The sequence below is a fragment of the Mesorhizobium bavaricum genome, from assembly GCF_056781655.1.
This window is the reverse complement of record NZ_CM165566.1, coordinates 1,569,099-1,591,448: the sequence shown is the minus strand read 5'-3', so window position 1 is coordinate 1,591,448 and position 22,350 is coordinate 1,569,099. Positions and strand designations below refer to the sequence as shown.

Annotated in this window: 23 protein-coding genes; 5 read left to right on the top strand and 18 right to left on the bottom strand. The window is 64.1% G+C overall.

Features of this window, described 5'->3' with window-relative positions:
• Positions 1-25 precede the first annotated feature (25 nt).
• The 9 genes from ftsH to ybgC form a co-directional block, all read right to left on the bottom strand.
• Entirely contained in the window at positions 26-1,954 is a 1,929-nt protein-coding gene (gene ftsH, locus AC1RZR_RS07745; protein ID WP_477269181.1) for an ATP-dependent zinc metalloprotease FtsH, read from the bottom strand.
• A gap of 124 nt (positions 1,955-2,078) precedes the next feature.
• Entirely contained in the window at positions 2,079-3,476 is a 1,398-nt protein-coding gene (gene tilS / locus AC1RZR_RS07740; RefSeq protein ID WP_481828149.1) for a tRNA lysidine(34) synthetase TilS, read from the bottom strand.
• A complete protein-coding gene (gene ybgF, locus AC1RZR_RS07735; RefSeq protein ID WP_477269177.1) occupies positions 3,476-4,567 on the bottom strand; it encodes a tol-pal system protein YbgF in 1,092 nt (363 codons plus the stop codon). The genes tilS and ybgF overlap by 1 nt, the downstream gene beginning before the upstream one ends.
• Positions 4,568-4,792: 225 nt before the next feature.
• Entirely contained in the window at positions 4,793-5,299 is a 507-nt protein-coding gene (gene pal, locus AC1RZR_RS07730) for a peptidoglycan-associated lipoprotein Pal (RefSeq protein WP_477269175.1), read from the bottom strand.
• 233 nt (positions 5,300-5,532) lie between these two features.
• Positions 5,533-6,816 carry a Tol-Pal system beta propeller repeat protein TolB gene (gene tolB / locus AC1RZR_RS07725; RefSeq protein ID WP_477269850.1) on the bottom strand — a complete coding sequence of 428 codons (1,284 nt, stop codon included), beginning with the start codon at positions 6,814-6,816 and terminating at the stop codon, positions 5,533-5,535.
• Between the two features lie 66 nt (positions 6,817-6,882).
• Positions 6,883-8,040: a cell envelope integrity protein TolA gene (tolA, locus tag AC1RZR_RS07720; RefSeq protein WP_481828148.1), complete on the bottom strand. Its 1,158-nt coding sequence runs from the start codon at positions 8,038-8,040 to the stop codon at positions 6,883-6,885.
• Between the two features lie 7 nt (positions 8,041-8,047).
• Entirely contained in the window at positions 8,048-8,500 is a 453-nt protein-coding gene (tolR, locus tag AC1RZR_RS07715; protein WP_477269171.1) for a protein TolR, read from the bottom strand.
• A gap of 10 nt (positions 8,501-8,510) precedes the next feature.
• Complete coding sequence (gene tolQ / locus AC1RZR_RS07710; RefSeq protein ID WP_023758651.1) at positions 8,511-9,221, bottom strand: protein TolQ; 711 nt, start codon at positions 9,219-9,221, stop codon at positions 8,511-8,513.
• Positions 9,222-9,594: 373 nt separating this feature from the next.
• Positions 9,595-10,077: a tol-pal system-associated acyl-CoA thioesterase gene (gene ybgC / locus AC1RZR_RS07705; RefSeq protein WP_481828147.1), complete on the bottom strand. Its 483-nt coding sequence runs from the start codon at positions 10,075-10,077 to the stop codon at positions 9,595-9,597.
• Positions 10,078-10,211: 134 nt separating this feature from the next.
• Between ybgC and AC1RZR_RS07700 the strand changes: the two genes are divergently transcribed.
• Positions 10,212-11,462, top strand: a complete 1,251-nt coding sequence (locus AC1RZR_RS07700) for a glycoside hydrolase family 5 protein (protein ID WP_481829037.1) — start codon at positions 10,212-10,214, stop codon at positions 11,460-11,462.
• 4 nt (positions 11,463-11,466) lie between these two features.
• On the opposite strand, the gene AC1RZR_RS07695 is transcribed toward AC1RZR_RS07700, so the two are convergent.
• The 6 genes from AC1RZR_RS07695 to AC1RZR_RS07670 form a co-directional block, all read right to left on the bottom strand.
• Positions 11,467-12,363: a metallophosphoesterase gene (locus AC1RZR_RS07695; RefSeq protein ID WP_481828146.1), complete on the bottom strand. Its 897-nt coding sequence runs from the start codon at positions 12,361-12,363 to the stop codon at positions 11,467-11,469.
• Between the two features lie 149 nt (positions 12,364-12,512).
• On the bottom strand, positions 12,513-13,550 hold the full coding sequence (gene ruvB / locus AC1RZR_RS07690) for a Holliday junction branch migration DNA helicase RuvB (protein WP_477269167.1): 1,038 nt from the start codon (positions 13,548-13,550) through the stop codon (positions 12,513-12,515).
• A 43-nt stretch (positions 13,551-13,593) separates the two neighbouring features.
• Entirely contained in the window at positions 13,594-14,214 is a 621-nt protein-coding gene (gene ruvA, locus AC1RZR_RS07685) for a Holliday junction branch migration protein RuvA (protein ID WP_481828145.1), read from the bottom strand.
• 14 nt (positions 14,215-14,228) lie between these two features.
• Entirely contained in the window at positions 14,229-14,741 is a 513-nt protein-coding gene (gene ruvC, locus AC1RZR_RS07680) for a crossover junction endodeoxyribonuclease RuvC (RefSeq protein ID WP_481828144.1), read from the bottom strand.
• A gap of 76 nt (positions 14,742-14,817) precedes the next feature.
• On the bottom strand, positions 14,818-15,351 hold the full coding sequence (gene rcdA, locus AC1RZR_RS07675) for a protease adaptor protein RcdA (RefSeq protein ID WP_477269165.1): 534 nt from the start codon (positions 15,349-15,351) through the stop codon (positions 14,818-14,820).
• A 379-nt stretch (positions 15,352-15,730) separates the two neighbouring features.
• Positions 15,731-16,111, bottom strand: coding sequence for a hypothetical protein (locus tag AC1RZR_RS07670; RefSeq protein WP_481828143.1), 381 nt, complete (start codon positions 16,109-16,111; stop codon positions 15,731-15,733).
• Between the two features lie 332 nt (positions 16,112-16,443).
• On the opposite strand from AC1RZR_RS07670, the gene AC1RZR_RS07665 reads away from it, so the two are divergent.
• The gene (locus AC1RZR_RS07665) at positions 16,444-16,995 is read left to right on the top strand and encodes a DUF2269 family protein (RefSeq protein WP_477269162.1); all 552 of its coding nucleotides are present in this window, start codon (positions 16,444-16,446) and stop codon (positions 16,993-16,995) included.
• 39 nt (positions 16,996-17,034) lie between these two features.
• Here the strand turns inward: AC1RZR_RS07665 and AC1RZR_RS07660 are convergent, their stop codons facing one another.
• Positions 17,035-17,805, bottom strand: coding sequence for a sulfite exporter TauE/SafE family protein (locus AC1RZR_RS07660; RefSeq protein ID WP_477269160.1), 771 nt, complete (start codon positions 17,803-17,805; stop codon positions 17,035-17,037).
• A 157-nt stretch (positions 17,806-17,962) separates the two neighbouring features.
• Complete coding sequence (locus tag AC1RZR_RS07655) at positions 17,963-18,442, bottom strand: Lrp/AsnC family transcriptional regulator (RefSeq protein WP_379103885.1); 480 nt, start codon at positions 18,440-18,442, stop codon at positions 17,963-17,965.
• A 132-nt stretch (positions 18,443-18,574) separates the two neighbouring features.
• Here AC1RZR_RS07655 and AC1RZR_RS07650 point away from each other — a divergent pair, with 132 nt between their 5' ends.
• The 3 genes from AC1RZR_RS07650 to AC1RZR_RS07640 all read left to right on the top strand — a co-directional run bounded on the left by AC1RZR_RS07650 (position 18,575) and on the right by AC1RZR_RS07640 (position 21,303).
• Positions 18,575-19,480, top strand: coding sequence for a DMT family transporter (locus AC1RZR_RS07650; RefSeq protein WP_477269158.1), 906 nt, complete (start codon positions 18,575-18,577; stop codon positions 19,478-19,480).
• A 133-nt stretch (positions 19,481-19,613) separates the two neighbouring features.
• Positions 19,614-20,261, top strand: coding sequence for a thiamine phosphate synthase (locus AC1RZR_RS07645; protein ID WP_481828142.1), 648 nt, complete (start codon positions 19,614-19,616; stop codon positions 20,259-20,261).
• A gap of 46 nt (positions 20,262-20,307) precedes the next feature.
• Positions 20,308-21,303 carry a tetratricopeptide repeat protein gene (locus AC1RZR_RS07640; protein ID WP_477269846.1) on the top strand — a complete coding sequence of 332 codons (996 nt, stop codon included), beginning with the start codon at positions 20,308-20,310 and terminating at the stop codon, positions 21,301-21,303.
• Between the two features lie 14 nt (positions 21,304-21,317).
• Here the strand turns inward: AC1RZR_RS07640 and AC1RZR_RS07635 are convergent, their stop codons facing one another.
• Entirely contained in the window at positions 21,318-22,334 is a 1,017-nt protein-coding gene (locus AC1RZR_RS07635) for a zinc-dependent alcohol dehydrogenase family protein (protein ID WP_477269154.1), read from the bottom strand.
• Positions 22,335-22,350 lie beyond the last annotated feature (16 nt).

Genomic DNA, 22,350 nt, shown 5'->3' with positions numbered 1-22,350 from the left:
CGTTTTCTTTGATTTCGATGGTTTGCTAGCTTGACGGCTGCGGCTCCATGCCGCCTTCGGGCTCGGGGCCCTTCTTGCGCCGGCCACCCGACTTGGGCACGGCCGAGCCACGGCTTGGCGGTGTGTCGTCGCCGAGGTCGCGCGAGGGCTTCTGCCCGGCGATCAACTGCTTGATCTCCTCGCCGGACAGTGTCTCGTATTCAAGCAGCCCCTCCGCCAGCGCGATCCATTCCTTCTTCTTCTTGGTCAGGATGGATTTTGCCGTCGAATAGGCCTCGTCGATCAGGCGTCGTACTTCGGCGTCGATGATCTGCGCGGTCTCTTCCGAGACGTTCTGCGTGCGCGCCACCGAATGGCCGAGGAACACTTCTTCCTGGTTGTCACCATAGGCGACGTGGCCGAGCTTGTCGGAAAAGCCCCAGCGCGTGACCATGGCGCGCGCCAGCTTGGTCGCCTGCTCGATGTCCGAAGAGGCGCCCGAGGTGATGTTTTCCTTGCCGAACTTGAACTCCTCGGCGACACGGCCACCCATCATGATGGCGAGCCGCGAGATCATGTATTTGTAGCTCATCGAATAGCGGTCGCCTTCCGGCAACTGCATGACCATGCCGAGCGCCCGGCCACGCGGGATGATGGTGGCCTTGTGCAGCGGATCGGCCGACGGCACGTTGAGCGCCAGGATGGCGTGACCGGCCTCGTGATAGGCGGTCAGCGCCTTCTCAGCCTGGGTCATGGCCGACGAGCGGCGCTCGGCGCCCATCATGATCTTGTCCTTGGCGTCCTCGAACTCGGCCATGGTCACCAGGCGCTTGTTGCGCCGCGCGGCCATCAGCGCCGATTCATTGACGAGGTTCATCAGGTCGGCACCGGAGAAGCCCGGCGTGCCGCGAGCGACGACCTTGAGGTCGACATTGGGCGCCAAAGGCACGTTGCGCACATGCACCTTGAGGATCTTCTCGCGGCCGACGATGTCGGGGTTCGGCACCACCACCTGGCGGTCGAAGCGGCCTGGACGCAGCAGCGCCGGGTCGAGGACGTCGGGCCGGTTGGTGGCGGCGATCAGGATGATGCTTTCGTTGGATTCGAAGCCGTCCATCTCGACCAGCAGCTGGTTCAGCGTCTGCTCGCGCTCGTCATTGCCGCCGCCGAGACCGGCGCCGCGATGGCGGCCGACGGCGTCGATTTCGTCGATGAAGATGATGCAGGGCGCGTTCTTCTTGGCCTGGTCGAACATGTCGCGGACGCGGCTTGCGCCGACGCCGACGAACATCTCGACGAAGTCCGAACCGGAGATGGTGAAGAACGGCACATTGGCTTCGCCGGCAACCGAGCGGGCGAGCAGCGTCTTGCCGGTTCCCGGAGGGCCGACAAGCAACACGCCGCGCGGAATCTTGCCGCCGAGCCGCTGAAACTTCTGCGGATCGCGCAGGAATTCGACGATCTCTTCCAGATCTTCCTTGGCTTCATCGACGCCGGCAACGTCCTGGAAGGTGACGCGGCCATGCGCCTCGGTCAAAAGCTTGGCCTTCGACTTGCCGAAGCCCATGGCTCGTCCGGAGCCGGACTGCATCTGGCGCATGAAGAATATCCAGACGCCGAGGATGAGGATCATCGGCAGCCACGAGATCAGATAGCCGAACAGCGAATTGGAACCGTCGGTCTCAGGCCGCGCATTGATGGTGACGTTCTTGTCCTGCAGCCGCTGGACCAGCGACGGATCGCCGGGCGAATAGGTCTGGAAGCCGCTGGCATTGTCGGTGTAGGTGCCGGTGATGCGTTCGCCCGCGATGGTAACCGTCTTGACCCGGCCGGCCGCGACGTCCTGCAGGAACTGCGAATAAGGCACATCGCTGGAAGCCCCTCGCGTCTGCGGCGTCTGGAACAGATTGAACAGGGCGATGAGCAAGACCGCTATGATCGCCCAGAGCGCGAGGTTGCGATAGTTCGGATTCATCAATTGTCCCGTTGGCGTCCGCAGCGCGGACACACGTCATGAGAGGAAACTTGCGCCTAACATAGGGAGAGCGCCTCCCCTTGCCAAGCATAACAGCACGTCTGGGTTAAGCTTTAGCCCATCATCAATCGGCACTGTGGCCGCTGAAAGGCAAGGGCGGCACTGGGGCAGCCCCAATCAGCCCGGCGACGGCCCACGCCGGCGCCAGATCGAAGGACGGCAGGAAGCGGGCAAAGGGCGCAACGACCGGCCGCGCCTCAACCGCCCTCGGCACCCGGCTATCCCCCGGCAAATCAGGGCATTCACCGGCTTGCCACAACGCCGGCTCGGCGGCGAGCGCGGCGCGCAACAGGCTCGACGGGGTTTTCCCGTCACCGATCGCCAGCCGCCAGGCCGCCGCTGCCCCGAACGGGGCGATCAAAAATGCGCCGTGGCTGTCGTTCAATGTGATGCGCCGCCGGCCATCCCAGAGCGTGTCCCCGGTGACCGCGGCGGCGGGCGGCAAGCCGCGCGCCTCGCGGCGCAGGAAGATGCCGTCGCGCCGGAAATCGACCACCGTCCGCGACAATGTGGCGCAAAGAAATCCGGCCTTGAGCCGGCCAAACAGCGCCTCGCTGCGGGCCTGATCCGGCAGGAAGGCAATCCCGCCGATCGTAGCCAGCAGAAGGCGCAGCGCATAGACGGCCGCCCGATCGTCGCCGGTGTTCAGCAAGCCCGGGTCAAGACGAATGAGCCCGGCCGCCGGCTGTTCTGCGAAACGGTGGACTAAATCCGCGGCAGCCAGACCAAGCTGCCGGCGTGCGTTGCCCTTCTGCGCGGCCAGCGCCAGCGCATCGCCGATGCGCTGCACGCCGTCGTCGCCAGCGGTGAGCGCAGCGCGCATGCGCGGCCGCTCGAAAGCCGCGTCGACATTGGTCGGATCGTCGGCCCAACCGACATCCCGGCGCCGCAGGACGTCGCGCAGTGCCGCGCGCCGCATACCGAGAAGCGGCCGCACGATCCAGTTGCGCCACTCATACAAGGTGGCCGGTGCCATGCCGGCAAGTCCACGGCCTGCCGTTTCGGCATCGCCTCGGCCCTGTTCACGCGTCAATCCTTCTTTGCGTGCCTGCCGCATCAGCACCGTCTCCGCCTGGTCGTCGGCGGTATGGCCGGTCAGGATCAGGCCGATGCCTTCCGCTTGTGCTGCTGCGGCCAGCAGCCGGTAGCGCGCTTCTCGTGCCGCGGCCGGCAGACCGGTCGACGGCTTGGGGCCAGACCATGTCAGGATGCGGTGCGCGATTGCGTGCGTGGCGCACAGCCTCGCCATCCCCTGCGCTTCCGCTGCCGAACCCGGGCGCAAGCCGTGGTCGATCGTCACCGCCAGCAGTTTTGTGGCCGGCGCAATGCGGTCGAGATGTCGTTTGAGGAGAAGGAGCAGGGCGGTCGAGTCGCTGCCGCCAGACACGGCCGCAACTGCGCCGCGGGTAAAATCGATATGCGAAAAAAGGCTTGTCGAAAGGTCAGGCTCGATGTCGAGCATCAGCAGGCAGCCAGAGCCTTCTCCTGCTTGACGCGTTCCTTGAGCGCACCGGAAATATCGGGATAGCGCTTGCCGATCTCGCTGAAGGTGGCGCAGGCCACGTCGTGCTGCTTGAGGCCGACCAGCGACACGCCGAGCTTCAGCAGCATGTCGGGAGCTTTCTTGGCCTTGGGGTAGTCCTTGCTGGCGGCGAGGAAAATCTCTGCCGCGTCGCGGTATTTCTGCTGGCCGAGCAAAGACTCGCCAAGCCAGTAATGCGCATCCGCGGCTTTCGCATCCTTGGGGAAGCGGGAGATATGATCGCGAAAACCCTGCTCGGCGGTGCTGTAGTCGCCCGAGAGAATGAACTGATAGGAGTTGCGGTAGAGCTCCTCAGGGTCGTTGGTGGCCGGCAATGCCGCCACCACCGTGCCTTCGGACTTGCCGGCCTTGGCCGGGGCGCCGGCGGCGGGAGCGGTGTCCTGCGCCGGCGCGGTCGCCTGGGTGCTGCCGCCGGCATCGATGACGTTGCCGTTCTTGTCGACGGTGATGGTGCCGAAGGTCTTTTCCGGCGCTCCCGTTCCGGGAATCAGCTTCCCTGGGTCGCCATTGGGCGATTCGACGATGACGTCCTGGCCGGCGGCGGGCGCGGTGCCCGCATCGGCCGGCGCCTGCGTTGCCGGGGCCGCCGCCACATCATCGGTGTTGGTATTGGTGGTAGTGGCGTCCGATTTCTTCTGTGCCGGCGGCTGCCCGCCTTGCGTGCCGCCCTCAAGCTGCTGGAAGCGGAACTCGTTGTCTTCCTGCTGCTTGCGGATCTGCTCCTGCATCTGCAGGACCTGGAAATTGAGTTCCTCGATCTTGCCGTTCATCTGCCGCAGTTGCTCTTCCAGGCTGGTGACGGCCGTGCCATCGGACTGCACCAGCTGAACCTGATCCTGCTTCTTCTTCTCGCCAAAAAGGCTGGGCAACTCGATCGTCGGCAGATGGAAGGAAAAGCCGCTGTCGGTTGATTGCCCTGTGCCGCTCGCCCCCAAGCCGCTAGCCAAGGCGGTGACGCCTGATAGGAGCAGCAGCGCAAGCGTGCCGCTCAGAACCGATCTCAAATGCATGTGCCTCTCGCCGTGATTTCGTTAGCTTGTTCGCGCCTTCCAATCAGAGTGGGACCAGCCAAGCGCCCTCGGCTCATAGCAGGAGCCGAGACTTCGGCCAAATTTTGTTTCGGGCATCCGGAAATGAAAAAGGCGGCCCGAGGCCGCCTTTCGCAAGGGTGTGTTGCATTTTTGCCGCTGGATCGCCGCGCCTTCTTTTGACACGCCGGTCGGCTGCACGATGGCTCAGGAGCCGGCGCCGCTGAGCGTGGTGACCGCACGGCGGTTCTGCGACCAGCAGGAGATGTCGTCGCACACCGCGACCGGACGTTCCTTGCCGTAGGAAATCGTCTTCAGGCGGCTGGCCGAAACGCCCTTGGCGACGAGGAAGTCGCGGGTGGCGGCAGCGCGGCGGGCGCCGAGCGCCAGGTTGTACTCACGCGTGCCGCGCTCGTCGGCATGGCCTTCGACGACGATGGCGTACTGCTTGTACTGGTTCAGCCACTGCGCCTGGCGCGAAAGCGTCGTCTGCGCATCGGCACGGATCGAGGTCGAGTCCGTATCGAAAAAGATGCGGTCGCCGATGTTGACCGTGAAGTCCTTCGCCGATCCGGGCGTTGCCGCGCCGGCGCCGTTGAGGCCAAGGTCGGCGGCGTTGTTCGGCGTCTTCTTCGAGGCGCAACCGGTGATGGCGAGCATCGCCACCAGCGCGATCATGACCGGGTTTCTGGTAAGTGCTGCGATACGGCCCATGCCGCCTCTCCTTCGTATTTCGAGTGATTTCGTTGATCACCCAGTAACCACGTTTGGGTTAACCGGCATTCAAGAAACACGGTTAAAAATTGGTTTAGGCTGCCCGTCCGCAGCTGATTGGCCGAAGCCACATTTGGCGCGGACCCTAGGCGTAAATGCGGCCAAAACGCGACCAAGACGTGAAAAGGGGCCACAAAGGCCCCCTTTCTGGCAGCTATGACAATTGAGCGAAACTATTCGAGGAGCGGCGACCAGGCGGGGTCGGAGGCGAAGTTCGCCGTCGGGATCGATTGCTCGTTGCGGCCGGTGAGGTCGACCGAGACCAGCTTCGGGCCTCCGGCGGAATCGCGGAAGAACATCAGCACGCGGCCGTTCGGCGCCCAGGTCGGCCCCTCCTGCTGGAAGCCGGAGGACAGGATACGCTCGCCCGAGCCATCGGTCTTCATGACGCCGATCTGGAATTCGCCGCCGGTCTGCTTGGTGAAAGCGATGAGGTCGCCGCGCGGCGACCACACCGGCGTCGAATAGACGCCGTCGCCGAAGGAGATGCGGTTCTGGCCCGAGCCGTCGGCGCCCATCACATAGATCTGCGCGCGGCCGCCGCGGTCGGAGGTGAACACCACCTGGCTGCCGTCGGGCGAATAGGACGGCGAGGTGTCGATGGCGGTCGAGTTGGTCAACCGTGTCGTCGAACGGCTCCGCAAGTCCATGGCGAAGATGTTGGAGTTGCCGTCGTCGCGCAGCAGGCTCATGATCACCTTCTGGCCGTCGGGCGAAAAGCGGGGCGCAAAGGTCATGCCGGGAAAATTGCCGACCAGTTCACGCTGGCCGGTCTCGATCTGCAACAGGTAGACCCGCGGCTGACCGCTTTCATAGGACATGTAGGTGATTTCCTGCCGGTTCGGCGAGAAGCGCGGCGTCAGCACGATCGACTTGCCGTCCGAGAGATAGCGGACGTTGGCGCCATCCTGATCCATGATGGCGAGGCGCTTCTTGCGCGCGTTCTTGGCGCCGGATTCGTCGATGAACACGACGCGCGTGTCGAAATAGCCCTTCTCGCCGGTCAGCCGTTCATAGATCGCGTCGGCGATGATGTGGGCGACGCGACGCTGATTGGCGTCATTGGCAAAGAACTGCTCGCCGGACATCTGCTGGCCGGCAAAAGTGTCCCACAGCCGGTACTGGGCGCGGATGCGGCCGTCAGCCTCCTTGCCGACGCTGCCGGTCACCAGCGCCTGGGCATTGATCACCTTCCAGTCGTCGAAGCGCGGTGCAGCATCTGGATTGGAGATCTTCTCGATAAAGGCACTTTTGTCGATCGGCGCGAACAGGCCCGAGCGCTTCAGGTCGGCGGTTACGATCTCGGATATCTGGGCGCCAAGTGCATCGCCGCCCTGGAAATCCGTGATGGCGATCGGCAGCGGCTCGACATTGCCCTTGTTGACGTTGAGCTCGACGAGCGCCAGGGCCGGCAACGTGCCGGCAGCAGTCATGCCCATCGCCATCGCTGCGATCATCAGGAGCGGCTTGAGGATTGATTTCATGTCTTCTCGCTTCTCGTACTGATTTTCGGATACTCGGGCCTACAGCCCCAGCATCTCCCTTGGATCGAAGGTGACGCGGACGTCAGCCCAGATGTCCTGCTTACCCGCAGGGACCTGCAGGCCGGTGACATCGCATTTTTGCACTGCGCGAACGGCACTTTCGTCGAACTGGCGGTTTCCGCTCGACTTCTCGACATTCGGGCGGCCATCCAGCTTGCCGGAGGCATCCAGGTTGAATCGGACGACGACGACGAAGTTTTCCGAACCTTCAAGGCCAACCGGAAGGGTCCAGCAGCCGCCCAGCTGGCTTTCCAGGGCACCCATTTCGGATTTCGACAACTTCTGGCCCTGATCCTTGTCGCCGCCGAGCGACGCCTGTTGGGTCGAGCGCTTGGCCCCGCCGCCGGATGGCTTCTGCTTGTCCAGCAGCGCGGAGATCTCGTCGGCGTTGAACTGCTTGTCGTCGGACTTCGGCTTCGACGAAGCTTCCTTGACCGGCTTGTCGGCATCCTTGCGATCCGGCGCCTTGGCGCTTTCGGCCGGCGCCGGCTGCGGCTTCGGCCGCGCTTCGGGCGCGGGCGCCGAGTCCGGCAGCTGTGTCGCTTCGGTGGGTGGCTCCTTGGCTATGGCTTCGGCGACGGCGTCAGGCTTGACCTCGGGCGTCGGATCGATTGCCGCGGTCCTGTCCTGCGGCGGCGGGGTCGGCGCCGGCTTGGCCGGTGTCGGCTTGGGGTCCGTCTGCTTGACCGGCTCGGGCTTCACTTCTTCCTTGGGCGTCGGCGCCGGCGCCACTTCCGTTGCCGGAATGGGCTTGGGCTTTTCCTGCGGCTCCGGCACGTCCTCGGGCTTCGGCTTTTCGATCGGGGTCGGCGCCGGCGGCGGAGCCGATGTCATCTCGACCGGCTTCGGCTTGGCCTCCGGCGTTACCGGCTTGTCGGTGTCGACGCTGTTCTCGCCGACTTTCTGCGCTGCCGGCACGATGTCCGGGCGCTGGGTCGGCACGGGGGCCGGCTTTTCATGCATCACGGCCTTCTTGTCGCCCTGCAGTGTCTGCGCAATGGCTTCCATCGGCACGATGTCGACCGCCACCGACTCGACATCGGCGGACGGGAGTGCGGCCGGCGCCGACAGGGTGAACAGGCCGAAGGCCAGCACCGCCGTATGCATGATCACCGATGTGGTGAGGCCGGTCTTCATCGTGCGTCTATTGATCCTGTTCCTGCAGTGAAACCAGGCCGATATTCTTGTATCCAGCGGCCGAAATGCGGGCCATCACCTTCATCGCCGTGCCATAGTCGGTCAACTTGTCGCCACGGATGAAGATGCGCTCTTCATAGCCGGTCTTCGAGATTGCCTGCAGCTTGGCCACCAGTTCCTCGATCGGAATCTCGGTTTCCTGCAGGTAGATCTGGCCGGCGGCGTTGATCGAGACGGTGATCGGCTGCGTGTCGGCATTCATCGCCTTGGCCTGCGTGTCCGGCAGGTCGATCGGCACCCCGACTGTCAGCATTGGCGCCGCGACCATGAAGATGATCAGCAGCACCAGCATTACGTCGACCATCGGCGTGACGTTGATCTCCGACATCAGTGCATGGTGACGGCCGCGCCGCCTGTGGCCGCGCCCACCGCGTCCTCCCATGCCAACGGACATACCCATCAGTTACTCCTCAGGCCTTGGGGGCCACTTTTTCATCGATTTGGCGCGAGAGTATGGCGGAGAACTCATCGGAGAACCCTTCCATGCGCACCGCTATCTTGCTCGCATCGGACGACAGTTTGTTGTAGGCGATGACGGCGGGGATGGCGGCGAGCAGGCCGATGGCCGTCGCCAGCAGCGCTTCGGCAATGCCGGGCGCGACCACCGCAAGACTGGTGTTCTTGGACCCGGCGATCGCCTGGAACGAGGTCATGATGCCGATGACGGTGCCGAACAGGCCGATGAAGGGTGCCGCAGAGCCTGTGGTGGCGAGGAAGCCGAGGCGACCCTCCAGCTTTTCCATTTCGCGGGTCAGCGCCAGGTCCATCGCCTTGTCGATGCGGGTCTGCAGCCCGAGCGGCGTTTTGGCGCCCTTCTCGAAGCTCTTCTTCCACTCGCGCATCGCAGCCACGAAAATCGCGCCCATGCCGGTGGTCTTGCGGTCGGCAAGCGTCCGGTAAAGCTCTTCCAGCGACTGCCCTGACCAGAACACCTGCTCGAAACGGTTGAGCGCCAGCCGCATGCGGGCATAGGAAACCAGCTTGTCGACGATGATCGCCCAGGTCCAGACCGAAGCGCAGAGCAAGCCGATCATGACCAGCTTGACCACCCAGCTGGCCTGGCTGAACAGCGCCCAAATCGACAATTGCGCGCCCGGGTCGGCGAGTGCGATATTTTCCATCGTTACGTCCTTAAGATTTCCGGGCTAAGCTGGCGGCTGGCCCCTGGCATCCCTTGTGGTCGGTTCGCACGAAGCTACCGGAACAACCCCAAACCGTGCCGTTGGTGGCCTTTTCGGGGCAAATATTGGTGAAAGGAAGGCGCCTGATCACGCCAATCTTCACCAATCTCTTCATGAACCGTTATGGTTAAGGATGGGTTAGTGAATATGGCGCGGCGCATTGCCACGCCCCGTGGCGCGGCACATGCGATCGCCAGCGGTCGCAATCCGTCAAAAGCGCCTCGTCTGGATGGATTCAGACGATGCGCATTGGGTGTTTGTTCTTATGCATGTCGTTCCCCCGAAACCCGGGGCCACTTTCGGGCGACATGCATTAGTCGGCCACGGGCAATGCCTTGGGCATGAACGCCGCCACCCATTCCCTGGGAAAGCGCCTTGGCCGGCCATTCTCGCCGATGATCGCCGCCTCGACCTTGGCCTCGACCAGCACCTCAGCGCCGCGTTTGAGCTGCTGCGCCATGAAGATGCGCGCGCCGGATATGTCCTCGGTGCGGGTGTCGACAGTCAGGATGTCGTCGATGCGGGCGGGGCCGCGAAAGTTGATCTCCATGCGACGCACCACCCAGACGATCTTCTCGCCATGCTTGCCGTCGGCAAGCTCGGTGTGATGCACGCCGGTAAGCCTGAGATAGTCGGAGCGGCCGCGTTCGAAGAATTCGAGATAGCGCGCATGGTAGACGACGCCCGAGAAATCGGTGTCGGCATAGTAGACGCGCGCCATCAGCCGGTGGCCGAACTCCGTCAGCGCACCGGAAAGCCCCGCCAGCAACGCCGCCGATTCACCATGATCGTCCATTGCGCTTTCCTTTTTGGGCCTGACCGGGCACCTAAAGCGTGGCGCGCTTCAGGCAATTGTTTTCCGTGCGTGCCGTTGTCCCAAAGCCGCTACACACTTTTGGACGACACGCACTGGCTTGGCGCATGAACCCGATGGCACTGTTGACGGCGATGATCAAGACCTTGATGGCGGCGCTGTTTGTGCTGCTGGCTCTGTCGCTGCCCAGCCGGGCGGCCACCTTCATGATGAAGCGCGGCCTCAATCTCGACCAGTGGACGACGTGGCCGGGCGAGGCGCAGTGGGGCGACGCCAAGGCCATCCTGCCCTATCCGGAATGGCGCAAGTTCCTCAACGAGGGCGACCTCAAGGCGCTGAAGGACGCGGGCTTCGATTTCCTGCGCATGCCGGTCGATCCGTCGCCCTTCCTGTCCGACCAGACCGTGGCCTTGCGCGACGACCTCTATGCCAGCGTGCTGGACTCGGTGCACATGATCAACCGCGCCGGGCTGAAGGTGGTCGTCGACATGCACCTGATCCCGGCCGGCGGCAGCCGCAAGATCGGCATGGCCGAAGTGATGGATGACCCTCAGGCCTTCGACGCCTATGTCGACATGGTGCGCAAAATGGCCCGCACGCTGGCCGGCGAAGATCCTGCCCGAGTCGCCTTCGAGCCGATGAACGAACCGATCGTCGACTGCGACAGCGACGGCACCAGCCTGTGGCCGGATCGGCAGCAGAAGCTGTTCGCGGCGGCGCGATCCTCGGCCACGAAACTGACCCTGGTGCTGACCGGCGCCTGCTATTCCGCCGCTTCGGCGCTGGAGAAGATCGATCCGAAAACGATCCCCGACGACAACGTCATCTGGACCTTCCACTCCTACGATCCATTCCTGCTCACCCATCAGGGCGCGACCTGGGCCGGCGACTTCATCCCCTATGTGACCGGCCTGCCCTATCCGCTGACCGCGGTGCCGCAGGCACAGCTCGAGGTGACGCTCGACACCATCCGCGCCAGGATCAAGGCCGAGGCGCCATGGACGCGGCAGAGCGGCCTGCTTGCCTATCTCGACGAACAGGTCGCCAGCATGGACAGTCCCGACAAGCTGCTCGGCCTGATGGATGCGCCGTTCAAGAAGGTCGAGGCGTGGGCGAAGGCCAACGGCATCGAGCCGCAAAATATCGCGCTTGGCGAATTCGGCATGATCCGCCAGGAATATGGCAACGCCTATGTGATGCCGGCTGCGTACCGGGCCGCCTATGTCAGGGACATGATCGCGCGCGCCGAGGCGCATGGCTTCTCGTGGTCGGTGTGGAGCTATGGCGGCGCCTTCGGCATCGTCGATGCCTTCAACGGCGACAAGGCCGAGCCTGACGTGATGGATGTGATCCGCGGGCTGCATTGACCGTTCACCCGAGGTCGATCGACAGGATTTCGGGGCGCATCCCGAAACGCACCGGCAGAATGCTGAAGCCAAGCCCGCCCGAGACGATCAGATTGCGTTCATTCTCGACGACGTGGCCATAGGCATAGCGATTGCCGAAACGCGACGGCACGATAGGCGAATAGCCGAACAGCCGCACCTGTCCGCCATGGGTGTGACCGGACAGGGTCAGCGACACCCGCCACGGCACGGTGGGAAAAATATCGGGCTCATGGGCGAGCAGAATGACCGGCGAGCTGTCGCTGACTTTGGCCAGCGTGCCGTCGAGATCGTCCAGCCCCTTGAAGCCGGCGCGGTCCCTGGTCGGGAGCAGGGCCAGCTGGTCGGCGAGCCCGGCGATCCAGACACCCTGCCCATCCTTTTCCAGGCGCACGACATCGTTCTCCAGGACGGGGATGCCGACCGCCTCCAATGCCTTGCGCGCTATGGTCGGGCCGGCTCCGGCGCGCTGCGCGAAGCCGTCGCCCCACCAGTCGTGGTTGCCAAGGATCGACAGCACGCCAAGCGGCGCCTTGAGGCCCGACAGCGCGGACGCCCATTGCGATGGCGTCACCCGGCCCGTCACCAGGGGCATGCCGGCAAGGTAGTCGCCAAGCAGGACGATCAGGTCCGCTTGCTGCGCATTCGCGTCCTCGACAAGCGAAGCGATCCGCTCGGGCGTCATCCATGGCCGGCAGGCATGGATGTCGGCGAGCGCGACGATGCGCAGCTTCAATCCCGCCGGCCAATGCGGTGGCGTCAGCGCATAGCGCTTCACATGCGTCAGCAGCATCGGCTCGATGCCGACCGCATAGGCGCCGAACGCGGCAACGGTCAGGAAGGAACCGCCGACAAAGCGCAGGAACCCGCGTCTGGTTATCATGGATTGGCTCCGGCACTTGATCGCGGTGACAGTCGCAAGGCATCGTTAAAGTCGACGATTGTGCCGGCAAACCGACCAAGATGAGGAGATTTTGCGCAAGGACATTCACGGATCCTTGATCGCAGGTCCGCGTCCATTCGCCGGGGCCGCTACTCTTCCTGGAACAGGTTGATCTGCTGCTGCGCCAGATCCTTCGGCGCGTCGAGGCCGAGATGCCGCCAGGCATTGGCCGTCAGCATCCGGCCACGCGGCGTGCGCTGGATGAAACCCTGCTGGATCAGATAGGGCTCGATGATGTCCTCGATGGCGTCGCGCGGTTCGGACAGGCCGGCGGCGATCGTCTCGATGCCGACCGGGCCGCCACCGAAATTGCGGGCGATCATCGACAGATAGCGGCGGTCGAGGGCATCGAGGCCGAGCGCGTCGACCTCCAGCCGCGTCAGCGCCTCATCGGCGATCTGGCGGTCGACATGGCCATCGCCGGCGACCGAGGCGAAATCCCGCACCCGGCGCAACAGCCGTCCGGCGATGCGCGGCGTGCCGCGCGCACGCCGCGCGATCTCCAATGCGCCATCGTCGCCGAGCGGCATTTGCAGGATGCGCGCGCCGCGCCGCACGATCTGCTCCAGTTCCTCGACGGAATAGAAATTGAGCCGCACCGGAATGCCGAAGCGGTCGCGCAGCGGATTGGTGAGCAGGCCAAGCCGCGTCGTGGCGGCGACCAGCGTAAACCGGGCGAGGTCGATCTTGACCGAGCGCGCCGCCGGTCCCTCGCCGATGATCAGGTCGAGCTGGAAATCCTCCATTGCCGGATAGAGGATTTCCTCCACCGCCGGGCTCAGCCGGTGGATCTCGTCGATGAACAGCACGTCGCCTTCTTCGAGATTGGTAAGCAGGGCCGCGAGGTCGCCGGCCTTGGCTATCACCGGGCCGGAGGTCGAACGGAAATTGACGCCGAGCTCGCGCGCCATGATCTGCGCCAGCGTCGTCTTGCCCAGGCCCGGCGGCCCGACGAACAGCACATGGTCGAGCGCCTCGTTGCGGCCCTTGGCGGCCTCGATGAACACTTTGAGGTTGGCCCGCACCGCCGCCTGGCCGACGAAATCGTCAAGCGTCTGCGGCCGCAAGGTCTGCTCGGCATCCTCGCCGCGTTTTTCGGGGGCAATGAGACGGGGGGACAGGCTCATGGCGCCTTCCTTACACACAGCGAGGACCTGAACAATCGAACCCTCACCGCGCCAGTTCCTTCAGCCCGAAGCGGATCAGCTTCGGTGCATCGGCATCCTCGCCCGCCGTCTTCAGCGCTGCCGCCACCGCATTGGCCGCGGTGTCGCGCGAATAGCCGAGATTTACCAGTGCCGAGACGGCGTCGGTGATGGGCGCCGGTGCGACGCCATCACCGAGCTCCTGCTTCAGGCCGATGGTGCCCGAGGCAGTTCCGGCATAGGCAGGCGCCTTGTTCTTCAATTCGGTGACGATGCGCTCGGCCACTTTCTTGCCGACACCGGGGGCACGAGAGACCATGGCGATATCGCGCAGTGCTATCGCGTTGGCGAGATCGGCCGGCGCCAGTGTCGACAGGATGGCCAGCGCCACCTTGGCGCCGACCCCTGGCACATTGTTCATCAACAGCCGGAACCATTCACGTTCCAGCTGCGACTGGAATCCGTACAGCCGCAGCATGTCCTCGCGCACATAGGTCTCGATGAACAGCACCACCGCTTCGCCCGGCGCCGGAAGTGCGGCCAGCGTGCGCGCCGAGCAATAGGCGACATAGCCGACGCCATGGATATCGACGAGGCAATGATCCTCGTCGATCTCGTCGAGCGTACCCTTGAGTTTGCCGATCATTGCCTAACAGCCTCTCACGATGCCAATGCTGCCATCCGGTAGGCGACACTCTGCCGGTGATGCGCGTGGCAGATGGCGATGGCCAGCGCATCGGCGGCATGTTCGGTATCGAAAGTGGCTTTCGGCAACAGCACCTTCACCATCATGTGGATCTGCTTCTTGTCGCCATGACCGACGCCGATCACGGCCTTCTTGACGGCGTTGGGCGCATACTCGGCAACGACAAGGCCCGCACGTGCCGGCACCAGCATGGCGATGCCGCGCGCCTGGCCAAGCTTCAGCGTCGCCACCGCGTCCTTGTTGACGAAGGTTTGTTCAACCGCCGCCTCGTGCGGCATGGCGGTGTGCAGGATTTCGGCGAGCCCGTCATGCAATTGGCACAGCCGTGTCGCCAGCGCCGCCTTGTCGTCGGAACGCACTGTGCCGGAGGCGACGAAGCGCAATGAATTGCCGAGGCTCTCGACGATGCCCCAGCCGGTGCGCCGAAGCCCCGGATCAATACCGATGATGCGAATCGCTTCCCCCATCCGACGAGTTTACCTCCGGCGGACAGCGATGCCAGCGAAATGTGAACAAACCAGAAACGAAGAGGCAGGCCGAGGCTTAACCGCGGGCGAAAGCCGTGTTGAGCAGGCTGATCTGGTCGGAAACCGGATTGGGCCTGCGAGCCATCGGTTGCATGTCGACCACGTCGCCGGAACCATAGATCTCCTCGTCCATGCGGCGCACAAGCGCCTGCAGGCGCAGCGAGCGGGTGACGAGGTCGAGGAAATCCTTGGGCAGCTCTGCCCAGCCGGCGGCTTCGTCATGGGCGGAAGCAGTGTCGAGGCGGACCTTGGACTTTTCCGACGCGACCTGATCGCGGGTCATCTCGCCGGAATTCGCCGCGCGCTGCAAAAGCAGCCAGGAGGCAACCTGCATCAGCCTTGTGGTCAGCCGCATCGATTCGGCCGCATAGAGCGTGGCCCCCAGCCTTGACAATTTCTTTGCCTCGGAGCGGCCCTTGCCGTCGAGATACTCCGCCGCCTGTTCGACCAGGCCCATGCCTTCCTGGTAGAGGGGCTTGAAGGATTGCGTGAAAACCCGGCGCTCCGCCAGTTTGACGGTTTTCGCACTGCCCTTCGAAAGCTCGTTCATTGCTACGCCCCCTGCACCTACAGCTGGCCGATTCGGCTCACTGCCGATACACCCAGCACCCTATAGAACTGAAGCTTGAAAATGCGCTTCGTTCCCGGCGAAGGCAAGCACATGTTTAACAGAAGGTTAACGGCGAGCCGCTGTCGGGCGCCCTGAAATCCGGACAAAAAAAGAGCCGCGGATGAGGCGGCTCTCAGGAGTTTAACAGGGAGGCGTCAAACAAAGTGGCTCCAACCACTCGGTAAGAATCCAGATCACTGGATGGACATAGTAAACACCTGTAAAGCTTAATGAAGCCTTAACAGCGCGTGTGTTTTTTGACCGAACGCCGCCGTCCTGTGCCGTAACAGCACAGCCCGAACCTCGTTCCAGGCTCAGATCAGGCCTTCTTCCAGATAGCCGGCAAGGCGATGAAGGCAAACAGCAGCATGGCCGCGTAGAAGCCCATCGAAGAAATCCCCACCAGCGGCTCGATCGCGGCGTTGCCGGCAAGCAGGAAATAGAGGCCGATCAACAGGCCGATGCCGCTGATTGCCGTCAGCCAGAAATGGATGGTGGCGAGCATCTTTTGCCCGACTGCCGGAAACAGATGGTAGAAGAAGGCGAAGACCGCCGACATCAGCCACCCGGCGACCATCGTGTGGGCGTGGGTCGGCATTTGGCCGTGGTCCTGGCTGATCGCCATGTGCAAGCCGAGCGCCATGCCGCACAGCGAATAGATAATGGCCAGCGTGAAGAAATTCCGTGCTACCCCTTGCATATGTCCCCCGAATTGCCTTTTCCCGTGTGCGGGAATGGGTTGATCGTCAGGCGATTCCTGTCGCCGCCGGGCTCCCGGCATCGGCGCACTAGCATCGGCACTGTTTCCAGACGATGTCGCACCAACCCCTCCCGACACTTCTCACGATGGCAGAAAACCAGGCAGCGCGTCCGCCCATCCAGGCGATTTCGCGCGCTGGCGGGAAGCTGAAACAGAACCGGATTTTCCGCGACATCGTTGCGAAACACGCGCCGCGCTAAACGCCTCGCTCCTCTGACGGCTGGCGCCAATCGTGCCCTGCCTGAACCCTCCAGAACACCCAGGGAGCCACCATGGACTGGTACGCGATCGTCAAATTTCTCCATATCGTCTCGGCCAGTTTATGGGTCGGGGGCGGTTTCGTGCTGTTCCTGCTCGGCGTGCTTGCCGAGCGCGCCGGCAACATCGAGGAAAAATTGCAGGCGATGCGCGCCAGCGGCCAGTTGGGTGGCCGTTTCTTCGCGCCGATGTCGATGCTGACCCTGATCTTCGGCCTCATCATGTGCAGCTTCTGGGTCGGCTTTTCGGATTTGTGGATCATTATCGGTCTCATCGGCTATGCCACGACCTTTTCGATCGGCATGTTCATCTTCAAGCCGACCGGCGAGCGCATGGGCGCGATGATCGCCAAGGAGGGCGTCACACCGGCTGTTCTGGCCATCGGCCAGCGCATGATGAGCGCGGCTCGCTTCGACTATGCGGTGATGCTGGTGATCATCGCCGATATGGTGCTCAAGCCGACCGCGCATGACATCGGCATCCTTGCCGGCATGGCGTTGGTCGTGGCAGCAGGCGCCACACTGGCCCTTGGTGGCAATCGTCGCCTCGTGCCGAGCGCCGCCTGACACCGCCGTGATGGTCAGGGCGGTGCGGCCGCCTCACCTCTACATCAGACCGGCGACGCCATCCCACAGCAGCTTCAGCGCCACCACCGCCACGGTTGCATAGGTGAAGGGATAGAAGGTTTCCGGGCGCATCCGCCGCACCAGCCACGCCCCGGCGATGGTCGACAGCGGCGCCAGCGGCATCAGCACCGCCGATGCCGTCAGATTGGCGGTGTCGAACTGGCCGAGCGCGAAATAGGGCACGAGCTTCAGCGCATTGGTGGCGGCAAAGAAGATCGCCGCGGTGCCTGACAGAATCTTGGGGTCGAGCCGGATCGGCAAGGCATAGACCTGGAACGGCGGGCCGCCGACATGGGCGACGAAGCTGGTGAAGCCGGCGACTGTTCCCCAGATGGCGGCAGCCATGCGGTTGGGCGCGACCGCGTGGTCGACGCCATGGCGAAACTGGAGGTAGAGCCAGCGCAGGACGAAGATGATGGCGACGGCGCCGACGATCAGCCGCACCGCCTCTTCGGTGACCAGTGCCGCCGTCAGCCAGCCGAGGCCGATGCCGATGACGGCGCCCGGCATCATGTCGACCAGCATCTTGCGGTCGTAGACGCCCCACCATGTCCACACCGACACGATGTCCATCAAGCACAGGATCGGCAACAGGATGGCGGCCGCCTGCACCGGCGGCATGGTCAGCGCCATCAGCGGCACGCCGACGAAGCCGACGGCGCCGCCGAAGCCGCCCTTGGACAGGCCAACCAGAATGACCGCCGGGATGGCAGCCGCGTAGAACCACGGATCGAGAAGCAGGCCTGACATGAGGAGGGGCTGGGCTGGAGGGAAGCGTATCGACGCTTGAATAGCCTAGAATTTTGAGCGGAGCGACAGCAAATGTAAGCGTGGCAGCGGGCACGCCTGGCCAATGCCATTCCTTCGCCCGACCAGCCCTCTGCAAACCAGGGCGAGACCGGTCTGGTCAGGATGCCTGCAAAACCTTTGCCCTCTCACGGGAGGCGGTTGCGTCGAGCGGCGGCGGCCGCCGCCGGATCGGCTGCGCCTTGATGATGGCGGTGCTGGTCTCGGCCTTGTCGGCGATGCGGTCGAGAATCCCGTCGAGATCGCCGATCGAGCGCACGAACAGACGGGCGACGAAGCAGTCATCGCCCGTCACCTTGTCGCATTCGCCAAATTCGGGGATCTCCTCGATCAGCTTCTGGACGATGTGCAGCTTGCCCGGCAGCGGCCGGATGCGAACGATCGCCTGCAGTGTATAGCCGAGTGCCAGCGGGTCGATCTCGACGGTGAACGCCCGGATGACGCCACGTTCCTCCAATCGTCGAAGCCGCTCCGAAACGCTTGGCGACGACAGCCCGACTTGGGCAGCCAGGTCCTTCAGCGAGGTGCGCGCGTCCTTGACCAGGATTTCGAGGAGATTTCGGTCGAGATCGTCCAGCATTTTACATTTCTCGCGAATTTGGAGCCATGCCCTAATATAAATAGGCATTTTATCCATACTACCTTTTCTATCAGATGGAAAGCTCGGGCGCCGCATGAGATTATGCGAGATCAACGGGTTCGGAGGTTTGTTGTGAACGATACAGTGCGCGGCACGGTCGAAATGTCCGCCGCAATGGCGATCCTGGGAACGATCGGATGGTTCGTCGTCCTCTCCGGCCAGCCGATCATGGATGTGGTGTTCTGGCGTTGCGCTTTCGGCGCGCTGACGCTGCTGGTCATTTGTGCCGGGCTGGGGTTGCTGCGCAACAGGCTGTCGCTACGCATCATTGGCATCGCCGCGCTCGGCGGCGTCGCCATCGTCGTCAACTGGCTGCTGCTCTTTAGTGCTTTCTCCCGCGCCTCGATCTCGATCGCCACCGCCGTCTACAACACGCAGCCCTTCATGCTGGTCGGCTTCGGCGCGCTGTTCTTCGCCGAACGGCTGACCCTGACCAAGCTGACCTGGCTGGCAATCGCCTTCGCCGGTATGGTGCTGATCGTGCAGGCCGCCCCTGATGCCGGCGATGTCGGCACCGATTATTTTACCGGCATCGTCATGGCGTTGGGCGCCGCCTTCTTCTGGGCCGTCGCCGCCATTGTCACCAAGAAGCTCAAGGGCACGCCGCCGCACCTGATCGCGCTGATCCAGGTCTGCGTCGGCGTCGTCATGCTGGCGCCCTTCGCCAATCTTTCCCAGCTTCCGGCCGATGCGTGGAGTTGGGCCATGCTGGCGACGCTCGGCATCGTCCACACCGGCCTGATGTACATCCTGATGTACGGCGCCATCCAGAAGCTGCCTACGCATCTGCAGGGATCGCTGTCCTTCATCTACCCGGTGGTCGCGATCCTGGTCGATGTCGTGGCCTTCGGCCATCGGCTGCATCTGAGCCAGATCGTCGGCGCCACAGCAATTCTGATCGCCGCCGCCGGCATGAATCTCGGCTGGACGCTGTGGAAGTCGAAAACGCCCGTCGCCAGCCCCCACCCGATCAAGTGACGCGGGCCCGCCGGACGCCCGGCGGGTCAAAATCGCGATCCCGGTTGCCCGCCTGTTCAAAGCGGGCACTTTGCTCTATGCCGCAATCCAACCATCTTCGCCCGGCATAGGCGAAACGCGGGATCGAAGAACCATGAATGACGCAACGCCCCCCAACCGCTGTCGCATCGTGCTAATCGCGCCGCCCGGCGTGCCGGCGGCCCGTATCGCCGCGGCATTCGAAGGCGGCGACGTCGCTTCGCTGATCCTGCCGGAGAACGGCATGGACGAGGCCTCCTTCCAGGCTTTTGCCGAAGAGATCGTGCCGGCAGCTCAGGCTGCGGGCGTCGCTGTCGTCATTGCCGGCGATACCCGCATAGCCGGCCGCGTCCAGGCCGACGGTATCCATGTCGAGGTCTCCAAGGCCGAACTCGCCGAGACGATCGAGCATTTCCAGTCGAAAATGATGGTCGGCACCGGCGGCGCCAAGACGCGCGACGACGCGCTCGAGCTTGGCGAGACGCGGCCCGACTACATCTTCTTCGGCCGCTTCGGCTACGACAACAAGCCAGAACCACACCCGCGCAACCTGTCGCTTGGCAGGTGGTGGGCCGATATGATCCAGATCCCTTGCATCGTCATGGCGGGATCCGACATCGCCTCGGTGGAGGCAGTGGGCGCCACCGGCGCCGAATTCGTGGCACTGTCGAGCGCCGTGTTCGCCGACGGCACCGATCCCAAGGCGGCGGTCGCCAGCGCCAACGCGCTGCTCGACGAGACCGCGCCGCGCTTCGAGGACTGACGTGCCCTCCGCGACGCTTCCCCTCCAGGCTCTGCTTGCGGTGCTGATGGTCCAGGCAGCGGCCGCGGAGACCGTCCCGCTGCCGCAACCCAAACCAGAAGTCGGCGTGCAGACGGACAAGCCGATCGACAAACCGCTGCCGCAACCCGCAACCACGACCGAGCCGGCGCCGCTGCCGTCGGCCGACACCGTCAATCCCGACCGCTTCGGGGCGAAGCCCGCCGATGCCGCCTATGGCGCCTTCCAGCGCGGGCTCTACAAGACGGCCTACAATCTCGCACTGATCCGCGCCCAAAATGGCGACCCCGCGGCGCAGACGCTGGTGGCCGAGATCCTGTCGCGCGGGCTGGGTGTGCCGCTGAATGCGGCCGGTGCGGCGAAATGGTACGCGCTTGCCGCCGAACAGGGCGTGCCGGAATCGCAGTTCCAGTATGCGCTGATGCTGCTCGATGGCCGCTACGTGAAGAAGGACGAGAAGGGGGCCTATGCGCTGATGCAGGCCGCCGCCGAAGCGGGCAACCGGCTGGCACAGTTCAATTTCGCGCAGATGCTGGTCCAGCAGGATCCCGGCGATGCCGGCCTCGCCAAGGCAGTATCCTACTACGAGCGCGCCGCCGCAACCGGCCTCGCCGACGCGCAATATGCGATGTCCCAGATCTATGCCAATGGCGTCGGCGGCAAGCCGCGCGATGACGCGCAGGCAAGGCGTCTGCTGGCGCAGGCCGCACGGCAGAACTACGACACCGCGCAGATCGATCTCGCCGCCTGGATGATCGAAGGCCGTGGCGGGGCGCGCGACCTGAAATCCGGCTTCGGCTGGATGAAGCAAGCGGCGGAGGGCGGCAATGTCGCCGCCCAGAACCGCCTGGCCAAGCTCTATATGCAAGGCATCGGCACGGATCCGGATCTTGTCCTTGCCGGCGCCTGGTACATCGTCGCCCGCCGCGCCGGTCTCATCGATCCGCAGATGGACGATTTCCTGCAGGGGCTGGGCGACGACCAGACCAAGCAGGCCCTGCAGAAGGCGAACCGCCTGCCCTGAGGCGGCTCGCGAAATCACCGCGTGTGATCGAGGACGACCTTGCCGAATGGCGAGCCATGCTCGAGATGGTGAAAGGCCGCCGCTGCCTCTCCCCATGGCAAGACCCGGTCGATCGCCGGCCGCAGCCGGTTCACGACAAGCGCACGGTTCATGGCCTCGAAGGATTCGCGTGAACCGACCGGTATGCCGCGTGCCCTGACCTGGCGGCGAAAGATATCGAGCGGATTGATCGCCCCCTCGCTGCCGCCGAGATAGCCGATGACGTTGATCTGGGCGCCGCGTGCCGCGGCCTTCAGCGACTGCGCGAAGCTCTGCGGCCCGCCGACCTCGATGATATGGTCGGCGCCACGGCCATCGGTCAGTTCCAGGACGGCCGACGACCAATCCGGATTGTCGCGATAGTTGACGCCGTCATCGGCGCCGAGTTGTTTTGCCCGCTCGAGCTTGGCGTCGCTGCTCGACGTGACGATGACGCGCGCGCCGGCAGCAGCAGCGAACTGCACCGCAAACAGCGACACGCCGCCTGTGCCAAGGCTGAGCACGGTTTCGCCCGGCTTCAGATGGCCTTCGGTGAACAGCGCATGCCAGGCGGTGACGCCGGCGCAAGGCAGCGTCGCCGCCTCGACATCGCTCAGATGCACCGGGGCAAGCACGGCCGCCTGTTCGTCCAGCAGGGCGAATTCGCTGAGCAGTCCGTCGATGGGACCGCCGCGCTGGTAGGACGGTTCGGCCATGGCGAAGCTGCCGCCGACCCAGCGCTGCCAGAAGGTGCCGCAGACACGGTCGCCGACCTTGAACCGGCTGACCTCGGAGCCGACCGCCACGACCTCGCCGGCGCCATCCGAAAGCGGCACCAGCGGCAATGGGAATGCAGTGTGATAATTACCGCGCGCGATTTCCACGTCGCGGTAGTTCAGCGCCGTCGCCTTGACCTTGATGGTCATCTCCTGGCGGCCCGGTTCCGGCATCGGCCGTTCGACCATTTTGAGGTGGCCGATGCCGCCTGGGTTCTGCAGTTCGATGGCTTTCATTGTCGTCATCCTTTCC